The organism is Ihubacter sp. rT4E-8, from assembly GCF_049852125.1.
Taxonomy (GTDB): domain Bacteria; phylum Bacillota; class Clostridia; order Peptostreptococcales; family Anaerovoracaceae; genus Senimuribacter.
The window spans coordinates 590760-608113 of sequence record NZ_CP187532.1; the positions used below are offsets into that span (position 1 = coordinate 590760).

Genomic DNA, 17354 nt, shown 5'->3' on the forward strand with positions numbered 1-17354 from the left:
ATCCTCCTGAAAGTTTCAAATCATAACACAGGAGTATTATAACATGTATTTGTTTTTTGTAAACTAAAAAAGCGTAAAAATGTCAATAAAAACTGTTGTTTTAGACAATGCACATGCATTAGGAACTTAGTTGAAATGTTGTTTTTTCTTTTGATGTTTGAATTTCTTTTATATCTTTATATTTCTGCAAACAATTCCGGATGAAGCCTATAACAGGCGACTGCCTGGTACATCAAATGGTTTGCTAGGGTATCGTCGGTTTTGAAATTGGTGATAGCGCGAATTTTTGTCAGCCGGTACTGAATGGTGTTTCTGTGGACGTAAAGTCTTGCGGCGGTGCTTTTTACATCGCAGTCCTCGTCCAGGTAAAACACGGTGAGGGTTTCCAGAAGGGCGTCGCTGTCCGCGTCCTGCAACAGCGGCTTCAAAATATTGCGGCAGATGCGGAAGGCGTCCGCCTTTTCCCGGCAAAGGGTTTCACACTGGTGCGCAAATAAAATATCACCGTAGGAGAATAACTTTTGTCCTGGAAACATGCGGATTGCAAGGGGAATGGTCTCACTGTACAAAAGATAGGTCCTGCGGGTTTCTTCCGCCTGATTGTCGCAGGGGAAGAAGGATATTGTGTAGCTTTTGCAAAGTGAATCCAGTCGTTTTGTCATGTCTTGCAGGTACTCTTTGTCGGTGCTGGTGGCGGAGGAATACATGATAAAGCTGACGATAAGGGATTCGTAGGTATCCACGATAACGGTTTTATCCCAATCCTCGGAGCAGGCTTTGATCTGCTGCACCATTTCTCTGCGCAGACGAAGTTTTGTTCGCGGCTCCAGCCCCTCAAAGACAGGGCGCAGGAACACAGAAGTATTGATGGACTGAATGTTGATAGAAAGCTTTGCGGAGATCTGGCGCATTTTCTCTGCATCGCCGTCCAGGATGGAGGAGATCAGAGAGTTTTCCAGAATGTTGCCTGCGTCCATATTCCAAAGCTTGGAGAAAATTTCTAAAAGCTCGACGATGTTGTACATGTCGTCCATGGTGAGAAAACCCAATTCATCGATGGCGTAGATGGAAAAGTTACGGTATTCAAAAATAGTAAAGGGCAGACGGAAAATGCGCAGCGTCCGTCCCTGCCAAAACGTTTCCGCGCCGTGACTGTCTGAGCAGTCGGTTTCTTCGTAAAGCCGGTGAATGTCAGCAGCGGTGATATCGTTTGCGGCAGGATATTTGGACAGGCAGACGTTGTTCATCGCCGTATCAGAAAGAAGCACCGTACATTTCAGCGAGTCGCTGATAAGACGCAGCAGGCTGGGCAGATTTTTGCGGTCCTCCGGCAGTCGTGAAAACAGGGCGACGACGTTGTTGATCAGGTCTTTCTCTTTGCTGCGCGCGTGAAAGATGGCGTTGTAGACATCGTAAAGGACTTCTCGATAGAAGCAGTCCATGCGGCCTTTTGGCATGGCGATTAGAGGAAAGCCCAGGCGGTCTGCCGTTTCGATTAAAGACGGATGAATTTCTTTGAGAAAAATGCCCTCATAGTAGATGACTACGGCGGCGTCGCCGATGCTGTGCATGTATTCGAGATGACGGCGCTGTAGTTCATAGTCGCCCGCAATGCCCCGAAAAGAAGTCAGGGTCAGGTCGCCGTCGTTGACGGCGGGGTCCAGAGAAAACAGCGAAACATCGTAGATTTCCAGCACGGAAACATTGTTGACGATATGGTTTAGACCCTTTTCTCCGGCAAGCACTCTGGCATTGCGCAGGGAAGGCAGCTGCAGGCAGTCGGAAACAGTAAGACTCATAAAATGACCTCCGTAACGTGTGATACCTATATTCTAGTCCAGGACGAAATGGAATGCAAGAATTGATTGTATCGATGTATAAATGAAAGAGAAAAACTATGAATTTTTGGCTGAATTTTTGCGTCGTTGTTGTTTACGTGCACAAAAATAGAAAGACTTTTTCCGCAATTAGGCCAATGACAAGGGAATGCCCATACTGTTATACTTACGGTAACGCAATGATCCCTTGTTATTTTGAAAGGAGAAGACAAATGGCTGAAGCAAAGAAAAGTCATGTTGAAACCATCACGCTGGAACAGGTTCCAGACAGTGAGAAAAAAAGCTGGCCTTCCATCGCCTTTATCTGGGCGGGGAACGTCATTTGTGTACCGGCGCTGATGGTAGGCGCTATGGTATCCGCCGGGCTGAATTTTAAAGAATCCATTCTGGCGATGTTTATCGGTTATGGCATCGTCGTCGCGCTGATGATGCTGATCGCGGCGCAGTCAGCACAGACTGGAAGACCGACGGTCATCGCAGTATCCAGAGCGCTGGGAGACAGAGGTTCTCAGTACACCTTATCCCTGATCATCGCAATTTCCATGATCGGTTGGTACGGGTATCAGACCATCGTCTGTGCATCTTCCTTCTGCTCGTTGATGCAGTCCAGTTTTGGAATCGCGTTCCCTGAATGGCTGGCATGTATCATCTGGGGTACGCTGATGCTGATTACAGCCTTTTACGGAATCGGGCTGACGAAGATTCTCAACGTGGTCAGTGTACCGCTTTTATTCGTATTTCTGATTTACGGTGTGTCTATCGCCCTGGAAGACGGCGGCGCGGCGGTTCTGTCCGCGTATCAGCCGGAAGGTGGCGGCGGTATGATGGTCGGCATCACTATTTCCGTCGGCGGCTTTATCTCCGGCGCAGCTACCTGCGGCGACTATAATCGTTACAGCAAAGATGGAAAGAGCGCTGCCCTTTCTTGTCTGTTCGGCGTCATTCCGGCAGGCGTGGGCGCGTTGGCATGCGGCGCGATTCTGTCCATCTGCTCCGGCGATTCCGATATTACTGTGATGTTTGCCAACGTAGGGCTGCCTGCTGCCGGCATGCTGGTGCTGATTCTGGCAACATGGACGACCAACGTAGGAAACGCTTATTCCGCAGGAATTGCAGTCGTAGATATTTTTAAGATGAGAGACGATCGCAGAGCGATTGTGACCGCAATCTGCGGCATCATCGGGATTCTGCTCTCTCTGGGCGGCATCGTATACTATTTCGTGGATTTCCTGTCCATTCTCAGCTATCTGATCACACCGATCTGCGCGGTTCTCATTGCAGACTACTGGGTGATGGGACGCGGTAAAAGCGAAGGCTGGGAACCGTTCCCGGGCGTCAACTGGCTGGGCGTGGTCGCATGGATCTGCGGCGCGCTGACTACATATTTTGACAAGTTCTTCATTCCGGAACTGGTCGGCATTGCTGTTACCATTGTTATCTACTGGATTTTGTGCACTGTCGTGAAAAATCCGAAGTACAATCCGTTTGCGAAGGAGGCATAGAGAGATGAGCAAAACATATGAAGCTGCGAAGATTTCCATCGAATCCTGCATGGGTGTGAAACCGGGCGAAAAGTTCCTGCTTCTCACCGATGTAGAGCAGATCGATCTGGCAAAGGAATTTGTAAAAGCCGGCAATGACCTGGGCGTTGAAACCGTAATGGTTTGCGGTCCTGTGCATCAGGGCGGAGAAATGCCGGCGCTTTCTAAGGCGGCTATCGATCAGGCGGAGGTCTGCATGATGATTACCACCGGTTCTTATACCCACACAAAGGGCAGAGCCGAGGCGACGGAACGAGGCTGCAGAATTGCTTCCATGCCGGGCATCACCGAAGAAATCGTACAAAATACCCTGGGCGCTGATTACGACGAAGTAGAGCGCATCGGAACGATTCTGGCGGAAAAGCTGACAAAAGCAGAGAAGATTCATATTACCACGGAGGCGGGTACAGATTTGACCCTTTACTGCGGCAGCAGAACGGGTATCGCCGATACCGGAAAGCTGACGGAGAAAGGCGCTTTCGGCAATTTACCTGCCGGCGAAGCTATGGTTGCACCCATTGAAACAAAGGGAGACGGCAAATTAGTCGTAGATGGTGTGATCGCAGATTTTAAGGTGATGGAGGAACCGCTGACGCTGACCTTCCAGGACGGCAGAATTGTAAAGACGGAAGGTCCTGACGCGGAAACCTTTGATGCTTTTGTGGCTCAGTTTGAGGATACCGCGCGGCAGGTCTGTGAATTCGGCATCGGTACCAACCCGACCTGCACGATTATGGGCAACGGTCTGGTAGATGAGAAAGTATTCGGCACCATTCACATTGCCTGCGGAAACAATTTGTTCATGGGCGGGCAGCAGGACTGCGATATGCACTACGACATGATCATCAACGCGCCGACGGTGTGGATTGATGAGGAATGTGTCATGGACCACGGAAACCATATTTATTAAGAACGGCGTTGTGAAGATAAATTTGTAAGGTAGATTTGAGAGGTAAAGAAAATGGCGAAAGAATTAAGACGTGAAGAATTGACGAGTATCGTTTACGGCTCCAGCTTTTACGGCGGTGGCGGCGGCGGATCCGCAGAAGAAGGATTGGCGCTGATTGAAGCCATGTATGCAGAAGATCCTGACGCGTGTATCAAAATGATCGACATTGACGAAATGGACGACGATCCGAAGGTAGTGTCCACCATGATCGCGGCGCTGGGTTCTCCAGTTGCGACAAAGGGCAGAACTTTCCAGGACGAATCGGTCAATGCAGTAAAGGGTATGAGCGAGGAAGCGAGATTCCTGGGCAAGGAATTGAAATATGTGTATTCCGGCGAAATGGGCGGCGGTAACACCATGCTTCCTCTGTACGCTGCGTGGAAGTGCGGGCTGCCGATTATCGATACGGATGGAAACGGCCGCGCTGTGCCTGAACTGAATACGGGACTGCTGCCGGTACACGGCGTGCCGACCAGCCCGGTGATTTTAGCCAGCGAAGCGGGAGACACCATGGTGGCGAGAACAGAAGATCCGATGGATGGCGCTGCCTGTGAAAAAATCGCGAGATATATGTGTCAGGCATTTGATCAGGGCATCGGCTTTGCCGCATGGATGATGAACAAAGAGCAGCATCTGGCGGCATCCGCGCTGGGACAGATGACCCTGGCAGTCGAAGTCGGTGATATTCTGAGAAAGACGCCGGCGGCAGAGGCTGTAGATAAGCTGAAGTCCTACTTTGCGGCAAAAGAAATTCCGTTTGAGGCCATTGTTTCTGAAGGCGCCATTGTGGATATTGAAATCGATTCTGCCGGAGGCTTTGATACGGGCGTAACCACAGTGCGCGCCGATAACGGTGAGGAGTTTAAGGTGATTTTTCAGAATGAAAACCTGTATGTGCAGGCTGAGGGAGAAACCCTCGTGACGATTCCGAGCATTATTTCCACCCTGGATTTGACCGATGCAAAGAACGCAGTGCCTGTCTCCAACAGTGAAACCTATGTGGGACAGAGAATCGCTTTGACCGGGACCAAAGCAAATCCGCGCTGGTATGACCTGCCGGAGTGCTACGGTTGCTGGAATGAAGTGATGATCAGCGCTGATTACAGAAACGCGAAACCGGAAGTGAAGTTCTGGTAAAAATAGAAGCCCCGCTGGCGCTGTGCGCGCTGACGGGGCTTGCATATTTAAGGAACGATTTAGTTACCGGTAGGAATAAAAGGTCTGACAGCGCCTGCGACCACGTTAATCGGCATGGTTTGCAGAATGATTTTGCCAGGACCCTTCACAAGAGTATTGAAGATGCCTTCGCCGCCGAAGAGCATGTTCTTTACGCCTGGGACAGAAACGATATCCATAGAACAGGTAGATTCCATAGCGGCCAGATAGCCAGTATCTATAATCATCTCCTGTCCCGGAGCTAAATTATATTCTACTGCGTAGCCATCAATTTCAACAAAGGCAATACCACGGCCGGACAGCCTTTGCATGATGAAGCCTTCGCCGCCGAAAAAGCCTGCGCCGGCTCTCTTTTGAAAGAAAATCGATAGATCTACTGTTGCTTCGCTGGCCAGAAATGCGCTTTTCTGTACGATCATTTCGTGTCCGGGATTGATGTCGAAGGCTTTGATAGAACCTGGAAAACTGGAGGCAAAAGCGATCTGTCCGCTGCCTCCCTGAGCGGTATAGCGATTTTGGAATAACGTGTCTCCGGAGAAAACGCGGCCTAGCGCCCGACCGATACCTCCGTTAGAAGTGGTTTCCATTTTCATGTTTGGTGTCATCCAGCTCATGGCGCCGCTCTCTGTAATCAGGGTTTCACCTGCTTCTACGTCGCAAATGACAGCAGGCAGAGGTTCTCCTACGATTGTATATTTCATAAAGTGCTCCTTTCAGCAGTGTTTTGATAATTTTATTGTAGCAGACAGGGAAACTGGTGTAAAGGTGAAAAATATGTTTTAAAATGGGATATAATTGTGGTATACTAAATCTATTGATAACAATATTTGGAGGAAACGACATGACAGAACCTGTTTCAACGAATTTTATTCATAGTATTATTGATAAGGACCTGGAATCCCAGAAGAACGGAGATACGGTATATACCCGTTTTCCGCCGGAACCCAACGGCTACCTGCATATCGGTCACGCCAAGGCGATCTGCATTAACTTCGGCACTGCTGAGAAGTATGGCGGCATGTGCAATTTGCGGTACGACGATACTAACCCGGTTAAAGAAGATGTAGAATACGTCAGCGCTATTGAGGAAGATATTCGCTGGCTGGGCTTTAAGTGGGATAAGCTGCTTTGGGCATCCAACTATTTTGATAAGATGTACGAAGCGGCGGTTGAGTTGATTAAAAAAGGAAAGGCTTACGTTTGCAATCTGGATGCGGAGCAGATGAAGGAATATCGCGGCACTTTGACCTGTGCAGGTATGGAAAGCCCTTGCAGAAATCAGACGGTTGAGGAAAATCTGAAGCTCTTTGAGGAAATGAAGGCAGGCAAATACGCTGACGGCGAGCGGGTGCTGCGTGCGAAAATCGATATGTGCTCCCCTAATATCAATATGAGAGACCCCGTTATCTATAGAATCGCTCATAATCCTCCTCATCACAATACGGGAGATAAGTGGTGCATCTATCCGATGTACGATTTTGCGCATCCGATAGAAGATGCGATTGAGGGGATTACTCATTCTCTTTGCTCTTTGGAATTTGAGGATCACAGACCGCTTTACGAGTGGGTTCTCAGGGAAGTAGGCTGGTGGGAAAACCCGCCGCAGCAGATTGAATTTGCCAGACTGAATATTACCAACACGGTCATGAGCAAGCGTTATCTGCGCAGTTTTGTGGAAGACGGCGTTGTAGACGGCTGGGATGACCCAAGAATGCCGACCCTTGCAGGTATGCGCCGCAGAGGCTATACGCCGGAGTCCATCAGGGATTTCTGCGAACGAGTCGGTGTGGCTAAATCCAACAGTACGGTGGAAATCTCTTTGCTGGAGCATTGCATCCGTGAGGATTTAAAGACGAAAGTTGAAAGCAGAAATGTTATCGAAAATCCGATTAAGGTTGTGATTACTAACTATCCAGAAGATAAGACCGAGATGATCGAACTGGAAAACAATAAGGAAGTACCGGAAATGGGTACCCGTGAGATTCCATTTTCCAGAGAACTTTATGTAGATGGCGCGGACTTTATGGAAGTACCGGCGAAGAAGTATTTCAGACTGTTCCCGGGCAACGAAGTTCGGTTTAAGGGCGCTTACTTCATTAAGTGCGAGGAGGTTGTTAAGAATGAGGACGGCTCCATCAAGGAGCTACGCTGCACCTATGACCCGCAGACTAGAAGCGGCAGTGGTTTTGAAGGACGTAAGGTGAAAGGAACGATTCATTTTGTGGATGCGCGGACGGCAGTGAAAGTGAAGATTCGCAATTACAGCTATCTGATGGTGCCGGACGAGAACGGTGAAAATGTGCTGAACCCGAATTCTGTTGAGGAAACCTGGGGTTATGCTGAGCCGTCACTGGCTGAAGCGGCGCCGGGCGAGCGGTTCCAGTTCTTCCGTCACGGTTACTATGTGGCAGACAGCAAGCTGACGACCGATACCGAAAAGGTCTTCAACCGGATCGTCGATTTGAAGAGCTCCTGGAAGCCGGCAAAATAAGGCGGGGACGGATCTTGACGGGACCGAACGGATCGCCATTAGAAAAAATATGCAGAATCCTCTTTGTGGATAAAACCACAGAGAGGATTTTTTTTTTTTTTTTTTTTTGACACGAATATGGATTTATTTTACATTAATGTAAAATAAAATTTGAAATGCGTACGCGAGTATGATATGATGTAAGAAATTGGAAAAGAAGAGAGGCCATGGGTGTATTTTTGGACTTGGTGGAAGAAGAATTGAGAGAACAGCGGAAACTGCGGCAGCAGAGTGAGAAAGCGCTGGCACGAGCCCCGGCGGGGTATTTGAAGAACCGACCCAGGAAAAGTGGGATTGCGTTTTATGCGTGCAAAAATAATAATGGGAAAAGTTATGCCGAGAATATCAGTCAGAATAGCCGACAGATTGAAAAACTAGCCCAAAAGAAATTGCAGCAGCAAATTTTGCGAACGGCAGAAATCAATATTGCAGCGTTAGAAACACTCCAGAAGATATATCAAGAGAATCAATATCTGGATATCATTGAAAGTATTCCTCAGACTTACAGAGATGCATTTCAATATTTGGCAGTTGATAAGCTAAAAGCGGCTCAATCGGGTATGCCAATACAATTGAATTTTGACGAAAAATATCATATTCATGAAACGGTATGTGGTTTGTTGGTGCGATCTAAATCTGAGGTGATTATTGTGAATACGCTAGTCAAATACAACATTCCTTTTCTATATGAAAAGTGATTTCCATATCCGAATGCAAGAGGATATTATTTTGAACCGGATTTTACCTTTGAATTGCCAACTGGTGAAATTATAATCTGGGAACATCTAGGACTTCTGAAAAATGAAGATTATAGCATACGTACAGGAGAAAAATTAATGACTTATCAAAAACATGGATTTTGAATTGGACGCAATTTAATTCTTACGCAAGATGATGAAAAAGCAAACTGCAGTAGCGGGTATATCGATGAAATTGTAAGGACGCAGTTGCTTCCTTACTTTAGATAGACCAAATGATTTTGACGAATTTGACACTATGACTTATTTACATGTAGGAAAGTGTCAGATTTTAAGAATGCATAAGTGGAAAATGACACTATTACGTGATGTTAAAGAGGATTGTGTCAGAAAATAGGATAAATATCTGGAAATTGATAAAAAACAAGTACGGTTTCAGTACAGATAGCGAGATCAAATGGGAATCAGCGAATGAAGACAGGCTGATTTTGACACAACTGGTGCAGTTTTATCTGAATAGTGTCATTTTCCATATTTCACATTTGTGGAAAATGACACTCTGCGGTCAAATTTATGGAGATTGTGTCAGAAATTAAGAAACCAGATTTTAGTGCAGCATAGAAATCAAAAGACCCGCCGCGATGATGATGAACGCGGCTACGTCGAGGGGACTTTCGAAGATTTTTTCCCGGTTTTGCAGGCGGCTCCACACATAGAACAGCACGCCGGGCGCGAACATCATAGCGGAGATCACAATATTGGAAATGCCAGTGGCGTACAGCATCCAAAATCCATAAATGACGCCGAGAATGGAAATTAACCAGGCATTGAAGCTGACAGGATTATGGCCGAAACGCCGGTCTTCAAAGCAGGTTTTCAGGCAATACAGGGCGGATAGTACGAAAGGAATCATGATTGCGCTGGTTGCCAGGGTATACAGCGCTTGATAGGTGGACGATTGAAAATATACAATAATCAGCAGTACTTGAATGATGGCAGCGGTGAGAAGGAGTGCGCCGATTGGCGCATGACGGCCATTTTCTTTGGTAAGAAAGCGGGGAAAACAGCCGCCGCAGGCAGGCGCATATGCACTGTCAGCAGTCACGATGGTATAGGAAAACATGGCGCCTGCTATGGAGATGATGACGCCTATATTGATTAGTGTCGCACCCCACGGTCCCACCACATGAGACAAAAGTACAGCCATGGCCGGATCTTCCAAATTTGCCAGCTCGCTCCTCGGCATGATTCCCATACTGAGAATGGAAATCAGTACATAAAGAACCAGCAGGGAAAGAAACGAAAGTGTCGTTGCTTTGCCTGCGATTGCAGTAGATTTAGCGCGGCCCGAGATTACGACTGCGCCTTCAATACCCGTAAAAATCCATACGGTAGTATAGGTGGTTTCCAGGACTTGCTTTCCCAGAGAATATCCAGTATCCTCACCCAAGAAATTTTCAAGAAAGATGTCCAAATCAAAAGCGCCGAGGAATATGACAAACAGAATAAATGCCGCAATCGGCACGATTTTAGCTAAGACGATGATGGTATTGATTGTGACTGCTTCTTGCACGCCGCCCATAATCAGCAGGGTAAATGCCCATACTAAAATTGAAGCGCCGATGATGGAAGCTAAATTATTACCATCCCCAAACAGTGGAATGAATTGTCCGAGCGCGGCAAAGAGTAATGTTGCGAAGGACACCTGGGAAAGAATAGCGCTGATCCAGTAACCCCATGCGGAATTAAAGCCGGTGTAAGGACCGAAGCCTTCTCTGGCATAGGTGAAAATACCGCTTTTTAAATTTGGTCTAACAATGCTAAGTCTGTTAAAACACATGGCAAGGCTATACATGCCTGCGCCTGCAATTGTCCAACCGATGAGAACTGATAGCGTGCCCGCCCCATTTGCCGCCAAATCGCTGAACATACTGAAAACACCGCTTGCCAACGTTGTACCGATTGCAAAGCAGGTTAATTTGAATAAACCAAGACCTTGTTTTTCCTGCATAAAGATTTCCTCGCTGTTTTTTAAAATCGTTAAGCATAATATGTGCAGAGGTCAGGAGGCTTATGCGCGGCTATGGGAAAAAGAAACCTGTTTTATCGCTGTCCAATTTGTGGTAAGATACCAGTAAGAAAGTGAGTATTGAAATGATGACCAATATTTTAGTTGTAATGATAAAATGCCTGGCGGCTATTTTGGCAGGAATTCTTGCGGGGAATGGAGCTGTGTACTTTTTCAACAAAATGCCGGCGGCATGGCTTTGTGATTATGGAGAAGCTCCGTCTGAGGAACTGAAGGATCAATATACGCAGCGAGTCAAAAGCTATCCATGGAAGTTTATATTTACTATGATGTTTGTTATCGTCAATATTAAACTGGTTGTGGATGACTGGCAGTTTGCTGTGGCGGCGTTTTGCAGTCTCTGGCTTCTTCTGGAAATCGCTATTGCGGATAAAAAGTATCGGATTATACCGGATCAGCTGGTAATTCTTTTGGCAGTCACGGCATTCGGATTTATTTCTTATCATAATGGCTGGCAGGACTGTTTTTTCGGCGGACTTGCGGGATTTGGAATTATGGGATTTACAGCCCTTCTTGGAAAGATGGCGTATCGAAGAAATACCCTGGGAGGCGGCGATATCAAGCTGTTTGCAGCGTTGGGACTGATTATGGGTCTGCGAGGGATTTTTGTTGTGTTTGTATTGACAACGTTGCTTAGCGCCGGGCATTTGATCAGTCTTCTTGTGAGAAAGAAAATCCGCCGTACGGATACGATTCCTATGGCTCCGTATATCGCGGCGGCGGCCGCTGTTTACCTGATTGTTTTGTGGGATTATACTCCTATGCTGCTCCTGTCGCTGTGAGAAACATGCGAGGAGGGATCAGTTTTTTCTCTGTGAAGAAAAAAACATTTATAGTTGACAGCTTTTGTGTTAATATAGACATAAGAATAAAATGGAGGAAGTATATGATCACGAGCAAACAGAGAAGCTATTTGCGGGGATTGGCACAAAGGCTGGACGCCACGGTTTATATAGGAAAACAGGGATTGACAGAAAATGTAATAAAGGAAATCGATACTGGTTTGGCTTGCCGTGAGTTGGTAAAGGTAAAGATGCAGGAGGGCTGTGAAATGCGGCCGGGAGACGCTGCGGATCAGGTCGCGGGTCAGCTGGGAGCTGAGTTTGTTCAGGCGATTGGCCGTAAATTTGTTCTTTATCGCAGATCTGAGGATGATCCTAAGATAGAATTACCGAAAAGATAGGATCATAATATGGAACGAAATGTTTTGCTAACAATCGCGTATGATGGGACATGCTTTTCGGGATGGCAGCGGCAGACGTCTGTCAGAACGGTGCAAGGCGTTTTGGAAGAAGCATTGTCAAAGGTGTGCCGGGCGGAAATTAAGTTGAACGGAACCAGCCGTACAGACGCAGGCGTGCATGCTATTGGTCAAAGGGCGTCTTTCACGGCGGATTTCGGTATCCCGGTAGAACGGCTTCCCAGGGCTGTCAATCATCTGCTATCGGCAGGAGGTACTTACCGAACTAAGAGCAGTGATGTTAGAATCCTAGAGGCGAAGGAAATGGAATCTGGATTCCATGCCAGATTTGACAGTAAGGGTAAGCAATATCGTTATGTTATTCTTAATACGCCGGAGCCGGACCTTTTTCGAAGAAACTATGTTTATCATATAGCGGAACCGTTGGATATCCAGAAGATGCAGGCGGCAGCCGCTTTGATTGAGGGAACGCATGACTTTGCTTGCTTTCAGTCATCAGGCGGCACGCCGAGAGAGACTACGATACGGACTGTTTATCAACTGAAGGTAACCTGCAAAGAACGGGATGAAATATGGATTGAGATTGCAGGAGATGGTTTTCTTTATAATATGGTGAGAATTATCGCCGGAACACTGGTAGACGTGGGATTGGGAAGAAAAGGCCTGACGGAAATCCCTTTGATGTTAGAAACGGGACGGCGAAGCATGGCTGGGCATACAGCGCCGGCGGAAGGGCTTTGCCTGGTTCAGGTGTTTTATGATAATTTAAGTGAAAGAGAGGCAGCAGTATATGGAACAGAGCAATGACAAAAGACTTAGCTGGGACGAGTATTTTATGGAGATGGCTGAACTGACAGCCAAAAGATCTACTTGCTTGCGCAGACATGTGGGAGCGGTTATTGTAAAGGACAAGCATATTATTGCTACTGGATATAACGGCGCGCCGAGAGGTATACGGCATTGTGACGAGTATGGAGGATGTCTTAGACAGAAGTTGCAGATACCGTCAGGACAACGCCATGAGCTGTGTAGGGCGCTGCATGCGGAGCAGAACGCGATTATTCAGGCGGCGACTCTGGGGCAGAGCATTGAGGGCGGTACTATCTACATCACCCATCAGCCTTGCGTTATTTGCGCGAAAATGATTATTAACGCAGGGCTTTCCAGGATAGTAGTACGGGAAGGTTATCCTGATGATCTGGCAGTAGAAATTTTAGATGAAGCAGGATTGAAGATTATTATGCTGCAAAAGCAGGACTAGAGGACATGTATGGAAATTACGAGACTTACTTTGTTAGGGACGTTTGCACTGGCTTTTGTTCTGGCCTTTGTGTTTTCGCCTGCAGCGATTAAGCTGGCGCCGAAAATCGGCGCAATGGATGTGCCGAAGGACGCGCGTAGAATGCATACCAAGGCTATGCCTCGATTTGGCGGCATGGCGATCTTTATTGGGACTACGGTTTCGCTGATTGTTTTCGCGGGACAAAATGAGAAGATCCTGCCGGTTATCATTGGCGGAACGCTGATCTATATTCTGGGTGTGGTGGACGATTTAAAGAATCTGCCGGCAAAGGTGAAATTCGGGGCGCAGGTGATAGTCGCAGCGCTCATGTATTATATGGGCTTGCGGATAAAGTTTATTACGGATTATTTTGGAGAAGGCGTGCTGCACTTTGGAACGGCAGTGTGCTTCATTGTAACTATTTTGTGGATTGTAGGAATTACGAATACGATCAACCTGATTGACGGATTGGATGGATTGGCGGCAGGTACGGCGGCTATTTCGTCTCTTTGTATTGCTTATGTAGCATATATTCACGGCAATGAGTACGGCATGATGGTAGTGTGTCTTTCCATGCTGTCTTTGGCGGGAGGCTGTATTGGATTTTTGCCTTTTAACTTCTATCCTGCAAAGATCTTTATGGGGGACGGCGGATCGTTATTCCTGGGATTTATGATTGCCGCGCTGTCTGTAGTAGGTCCGCTGAAACGATCTACGATTATCGCGGTAGTTGTACCGGTTATCGTGTTGGGGATTCCTATCTTCGATACGTTTTTCGCTATTTTGAGGCGTGTAGTCAACCGTCGGCCTATTATGGAGGCAGATAAAGGACATTTGCATCACAGACTGATGGCTTTAGGCTACGGACAGCGCCGAGCTGTTCTAATGCTGTATGGAATCAGTGCGATTATGGGAATGGCGGCGGTTCTGGTAAGTCGGGAGCTTTATAAGGATGCTTTGGTATTGGTAGGGATTGCAACGATTTACTTATATGTATTCTTAACTGACCCGAATCATAAGATGCCGCATATTAAGGCTGTGAATATTGCGCGAGAGGAACGAAAGGAAGAACTTAAGCGGGAACCCGGCGAAAATACAGTTTCGGAGGAAATGGAGGAGCAATGAAGGTAAGGAGAAGGATACTTGCTGTTTTTACGGCGGTATCGTTATTGTTAACGGCTATGCCCGGAGCGGCGTTTGGCGCGGAGGTTTGGCAGGAAGAAAACCGTACAGCTGAGGAGAACGGTATATCTGTTACTGCCGCGGAGGCAGATTCTGATGATTATGCCGCGTTGGAAAAGGCATCTGATGGAGAGCAGGCGGTTGAAAGAGAGTATATTATTACATCATCCGCTGATCTGACGAAAATGGTGAGACCTTCCGGGGTAGTATCTATCGATTATGCTGGTGATGGAATAGCTTTGATCACCTTGTCGAAGCAAGCAGACTTAGATGATATCGCAACTGATTTGTCGAAGCAATATCCCGATGTAGATATTCAGCCTAATTATATCTATGAAAGCAGCAATGTTACGAGAGACCCGTTTCTGAGTCTGCAGTGGGGATTGATAAACGGTTCTGGAGCGGACATTGCTTTTGAACAGGCGTATCGTTTTGTGGCAGCACATAAAAGTACGATGAAAGAAACCGTGGTTGCTGTGATAGATTCAGGCTTTGATTTTAATCATCCTGATCTGGCGGCTGTAACTTGGGTAAACCAGGGAGAAACCGCGGGTAATGGGAAGGATGATGATGGCAACGGCTATAAGGATGACGTCCACGGCTACGATTTTTCTGGAAAAACGCCGAAAGTATTGTCAACGGCTTTTGGAAAAGGAAAAAGCAGCGAATATCACCATGGAACGCATTGCGCCGGTATTATCGGAGCAGAGACCGGTAATGATATAGGGATCGCAGGAATCGGCTCTATTTCTGGCAAGCTGTCCATGATGAGTCTGAAGGTTCTCGGTCCCAATGGAGAGGGATCGGCCTTTAAGGTGATACAGGCTATTCGTTATGCGGAGAAAAACGGCGCAGATATTTGTAATCTCAGTATGGGCACGTATCAATATGACAGCGCGCTGTATAAGGCGATGGCGAATTCCAAGATGCTCTTTGTCTGTGCTGCGGGGAATAACCGGCGGGATGTGGATCAGTTTCCAATGTATCCGGCTTGCTATAAACTGGAGAATATTATCAGCGTAGGCAATATGGAATCCGGCGGGCAGTTGTACAGGCTTTCTAACTACGGTAAGACTTCAGTGGATTTAGCAGCGCCGGGGACAGATATCTACAGTACGTTTCCAGGCAATATGTACGAAAATCTCACAGGCACATCTATGGCAGCGCCTTTTGTTACGGGGGTAGCTTCCTTGATCCATTCCTATTATGAGGGCATTTCGGCGGCACAGATGCGGATGCTGATTCTGGATAACTGCAGTTATGCTGTCGGATTGGGCGGCAAGGTGGCGGGAAACCGCTGTCTTAACGCGTATAAGCCTTTGATAGCAGAAAGTAGAGATGCTTTTCTTCCCGATAGGATTGCGCCGGTAGTTGAGACGGAAGTGACGGCGATAGAAGGTTCTTATAAAGAGCTTTTAACCATTAAAGCGACCGATGACAGCGGTGATTTGGCAGAGGTGAGATATGCCAGAGGCAGCCATAATAAAGCATATTTTCGAAATGGCAAAGGGTTCGAGGTGGAACTGGACGAAAACAGCACAGGGATGAAGAAAATGGGCGTACCGGGGACTTATAGCGTTTATGCAAGAGATCCATCGGGCAATGAGACGTTGGTAGAGGTTACGTGTACAGCTGACGCGCCGTCGACCATGAAGCTGAATTATACGAAAAAGTCGTTGGCAAAGGGGCGGAGTTTCAAACTGAGAGCGACGCTGTCAAAGTCAGGCGCTTATGGCCGGAAGCTAACGTATGTATCTTCAAATAGAAGTGTTGCGACGGTGACTTCGACAGGGAAAGTAACAGCTAAGAAAAAGGGAACTGCTACGATTACGGTAAAGACCGGAAATCTTCTAACGGCAAAGTGTAAGGTGACGGTGAAGTAGGGTAGAAAAAGGTATGCACCGAGTGGTCTAGACCTTTTGGATGTATGGCTAAATAGGTATATATGATAAAACTGCGGAGCATGTCGGCTCCGCAGTTTTATTTTACGGCAAAAGACTGTTTGATTTCCTTTGAAGTCTGTGATTCGCCCGATTTTCGCAAAGCTGTTGATTTTGACCGATGTTACATTATAATATGATAATAAATAATAGTGGATAGTAAATAGAATTTTGGACACTTTCAAAGAAAACTATTTAGTCGCAGTTTACCGTTCAGAGAAGGACGAGATGCCGGCAAAGTGTTGTTATTTTACAACAGAGCCCGAGAAGAATGAGGCTGCAATAGTGAATTAGGTTCTAAATAATGAAAAGGACTGCAAGAAGAAATAGTTCGTCACGCAGCAGGAAATTAGGGAACAATAAATGATGTCTATTACAATAAGAAAAGAGCTGCTCTTTATGATAGCGGCAATAGTAGTCGCCGTATATGTTTTGATTAAATGGAGAAGGGGAGCTTCTAAGGAAGAAAAGATACTTGGGGTGAAAGAACTTATCCACATCACCTTCTGCTTATACGCAATTGCTTTGGTTGGCGTTACGTTGTTTCCGATTGTGATTCCACCGAATTCTGAGCCCTATATGATGAACTATGTGAATTGGGATATCAGAAATATATGCAACTATGGAGATATGCGAAGTTTGGTGGCAAATATAGCTGGGAACATTTTGATGTTCATACCCCTTATGCCGTTGATTAGGTTAACATGGCCGCAGAAAAAAGTATCTCTGACAAAGGCTGGAATCATATCATTAGGGGTATCCAGTGTTATAGAGGGTTTACAGTATTTGGAAAATATTTTTGCTATTTCAGACTTTCCGATTCGTATCACGGATATTTCGGATTTGGCTCTTAATTTTATCGGAGGGATATTTGGGTATGGTCATTTTGAATTCTGGAGGAAGCATATCAAATGAAAAATGTAGGAGA

The 17354-nt window shown here is 46.7% G+C and carries 15 protein-coding genes; 12 read left to right on the forward strand and 3 right to left on the reverse strand.

Features of this window, described 5'->3' with window-relative positions:
• Positions 1–176: 176 nt before the first annotated feature.
• The gene (locus ACPW7J_RS02950) at positions 177–1799 is read right to left on the reverse strand and encodes a PucR family transcriptional regulator (protein ID WP_425756458.1); all 1623 of its coding nucleotides are present in this window, start codon (positions 1797–1799) and stop codon (positions 177–179) included.
• A 251-nt stretch (positions 1800–2050) separates the two neighbouring features.
• Between ACPW7J_RS02950 and ACPW7J_RS02955 the strand changes: the two genes are divergently transcribed.
• The 3 genes from ACPW7J_RS02955 to ACPW7J_RS02965 are packed head-to-tail and all read left to right on the forward strand — an operon-like array spanning position 2051 to position 5465.
• Positions 2051–3340 carry a cytosine permease gene (locus tag ACPW7J_RS02955; protein ID WP_425756459.1) on the forward strand — a complete coding sequence of 430 codons (1290 nt, stop codon included), beginning with the start codon at positions 2051–2053 and terminating at the stop codon, positions 3338–3340.
• A 4-nt stretch (positions 3341–3344) separates the two neighbouring features.
• Positions 3345–4289 (forward strand): aminopeptidase, encoded by a 945-nt coding sequence (locus ACPW7J_RS02960; protein ID WP_425756461.1) that lies wholly within the window; start codon positions 3345–3347, stop codon positions 4287–4289.
• Positions 4290–4340: 51 nt separating this feature from the next.
• A complete protein-coding gene (locus tag ACPW7J_RS02965; protein ID WP_425756463.1) occupies positions 4341–5465 on the forward strand; it encodes a DUF917 family protein in 1125 nt (374 codons plus the stop codon).
• A 59-nt stretch (positions 5466–5524) separates the two neighbouring features.
• Here ACPW7J_RS02965 and ACPW7J_RS02970 read toward each other — a convergent pair whose 3' ends face one another.
• Complete coding sequence (locus tag ACPW7J_RS02970; RefSeq protein ID WP_161873530.1) at positions 5525–6205, reverse strand: TIGR00266 family protein; 681 nt, start codon at positions 6203–6205, stop codon at positions 5525–5527.
• Between the two features lie 140 nt (positions 6206–6345).
• On the opposite strand from ACPW7J_RS02970, the gene ACPW7J_RS02975 reads away from it, so the two are divergent.
• Both ACPW7J_RS02975 and ACPW7J_RS02980 read left to right on the forward strand, forming a co-directional pair.
• Positions 6346–7995, forward strand: coding sequence for a glutamine--tRNA ligase/YqeY domain fusion protein (locus ACPW7J_RS02975; RefSeq protein WP_161873529.1), 1650 nt, complete (start codon positions 6346–6348; stop codon positions 7993–7995).
• Between the two features lie 227 nt (positions 7996–8222).
• Positions 8223–8732, forward strand: a complete 510-nt coding sequence (locus tag ACPW7J_RS02980) for a hypothetical protein (protein ID WP_425756465.1) — start codon at positions 8223–8225, stop codon at positions 8730–8732.
• Between the two features lie 607 nt (positions 8733–9339).
• On the opposite strand, the gene ACPW7J_RS02985 is transcribed toward ACPW7J_RS02980, so the two are convergent.
• Positions 9340–10743, reverse strand: a complete 1404-nt coding sequence (locus ACPW7J_RS02985) for a basic amino acid/polyamine antiporter (RefSeq protein ID WP_425756467.1) — start codon at positions 10741–10743, stop codon at positions 9340–9342.
• A gap of 143 nt (positions 10744–10886) precedes the next feature.
• On the opposite strand from ACPW7J_RS02985, the gene ACPW7J_RS02990 reads away from it, so the two are divergent.
• From ACPW7J_RS02990 to ACPW7J_RS03020, 7 genes are all read left to right on the forward strand, one after another.
• Positions 10887–11603, forward strand: a complete 717-nt coding sequence (locus tag ACPW7J_RS02990; protein WP_425756468.1) for a prepilin peptidase — start codon at positions 10887–10889, stop codon at positions 11601–11603.
• Positions 11604–11707: 104 nt separating this feature from the next.
• Entirely contained in the window at positions 11708–12004 is a 297-nt protein-coding gene (gene yhbY, locus ACPW7J_RS02995; RefSeq protein ID WP_425756470.1) for a ribosome assembly RNA-binding protein YhbY, read from the forward strand.
• A gap of 9 nt (positions 12005–12013) precedes the next feature.
• Positions 12014–12829, forward strand: a complete 816-nt coding sequence (gene truA, locus ACPW7J_RS03000) for a tRNA pseudouridine(38-40) synthase TruA (RefSeq protein WP_161873524.1) — start codon at positions 12014–12016, stop codon at positions 12827–12829.
• Positions 12813–13283 (forward strand): deoxycytidylate deaminase, encoded by a 471-nt coding sequence (locus ACPW7J_RS03005; protein WP_161873523.1) that lies wholly within the window; start codon positions 12813–12815, stop codon positions 13281–13283. The genes truA and ACPW7J_RS03005 overlap by 17 nt, the downstream gene beginning before the upstream one ends.
• Positions 13284–13292: 9 nt before the next feature.
• Positions 13293–14429, forward strand: coding sequence for a glycosyltransferase family 4 protein (locus ACPW7J_RS03010; RefSeq protein WP_425756472.1), 1137 nt, complete (start codon positions 13293–13295; stop codon positions 14427–14429).
• Entirely contained in the window at positions 14426–16369 is a 1944-nt protein-coding gene (locus ACPW7J_RS03015) for a S8 family serine peptidase (RefSeq protein ID WP_425756473.1), read from the forward strand. The genes ACPW7J_RS03010 and ACPW7J_RS03015 overlap by 4 nt, the downstream gene beginning before the upstream one ends.
• A 420-nt stretch (positions 16370–16789) precedes the next feature.
• The gene (locus tag ACPW7J_RS03020; RefSeq protein ID WP_425756475.1) at positions 16790–17341 is read left to right on the forward strand and encodes a VanZ family protein; all 552 of its coding nucleotides are present in this window, start codon (positions 16790–16792) and stop codon (positions 17339–17341) included.
• The last annotated feature ends 13 nt before the right edge of the window (positions 17342–17354 follow it).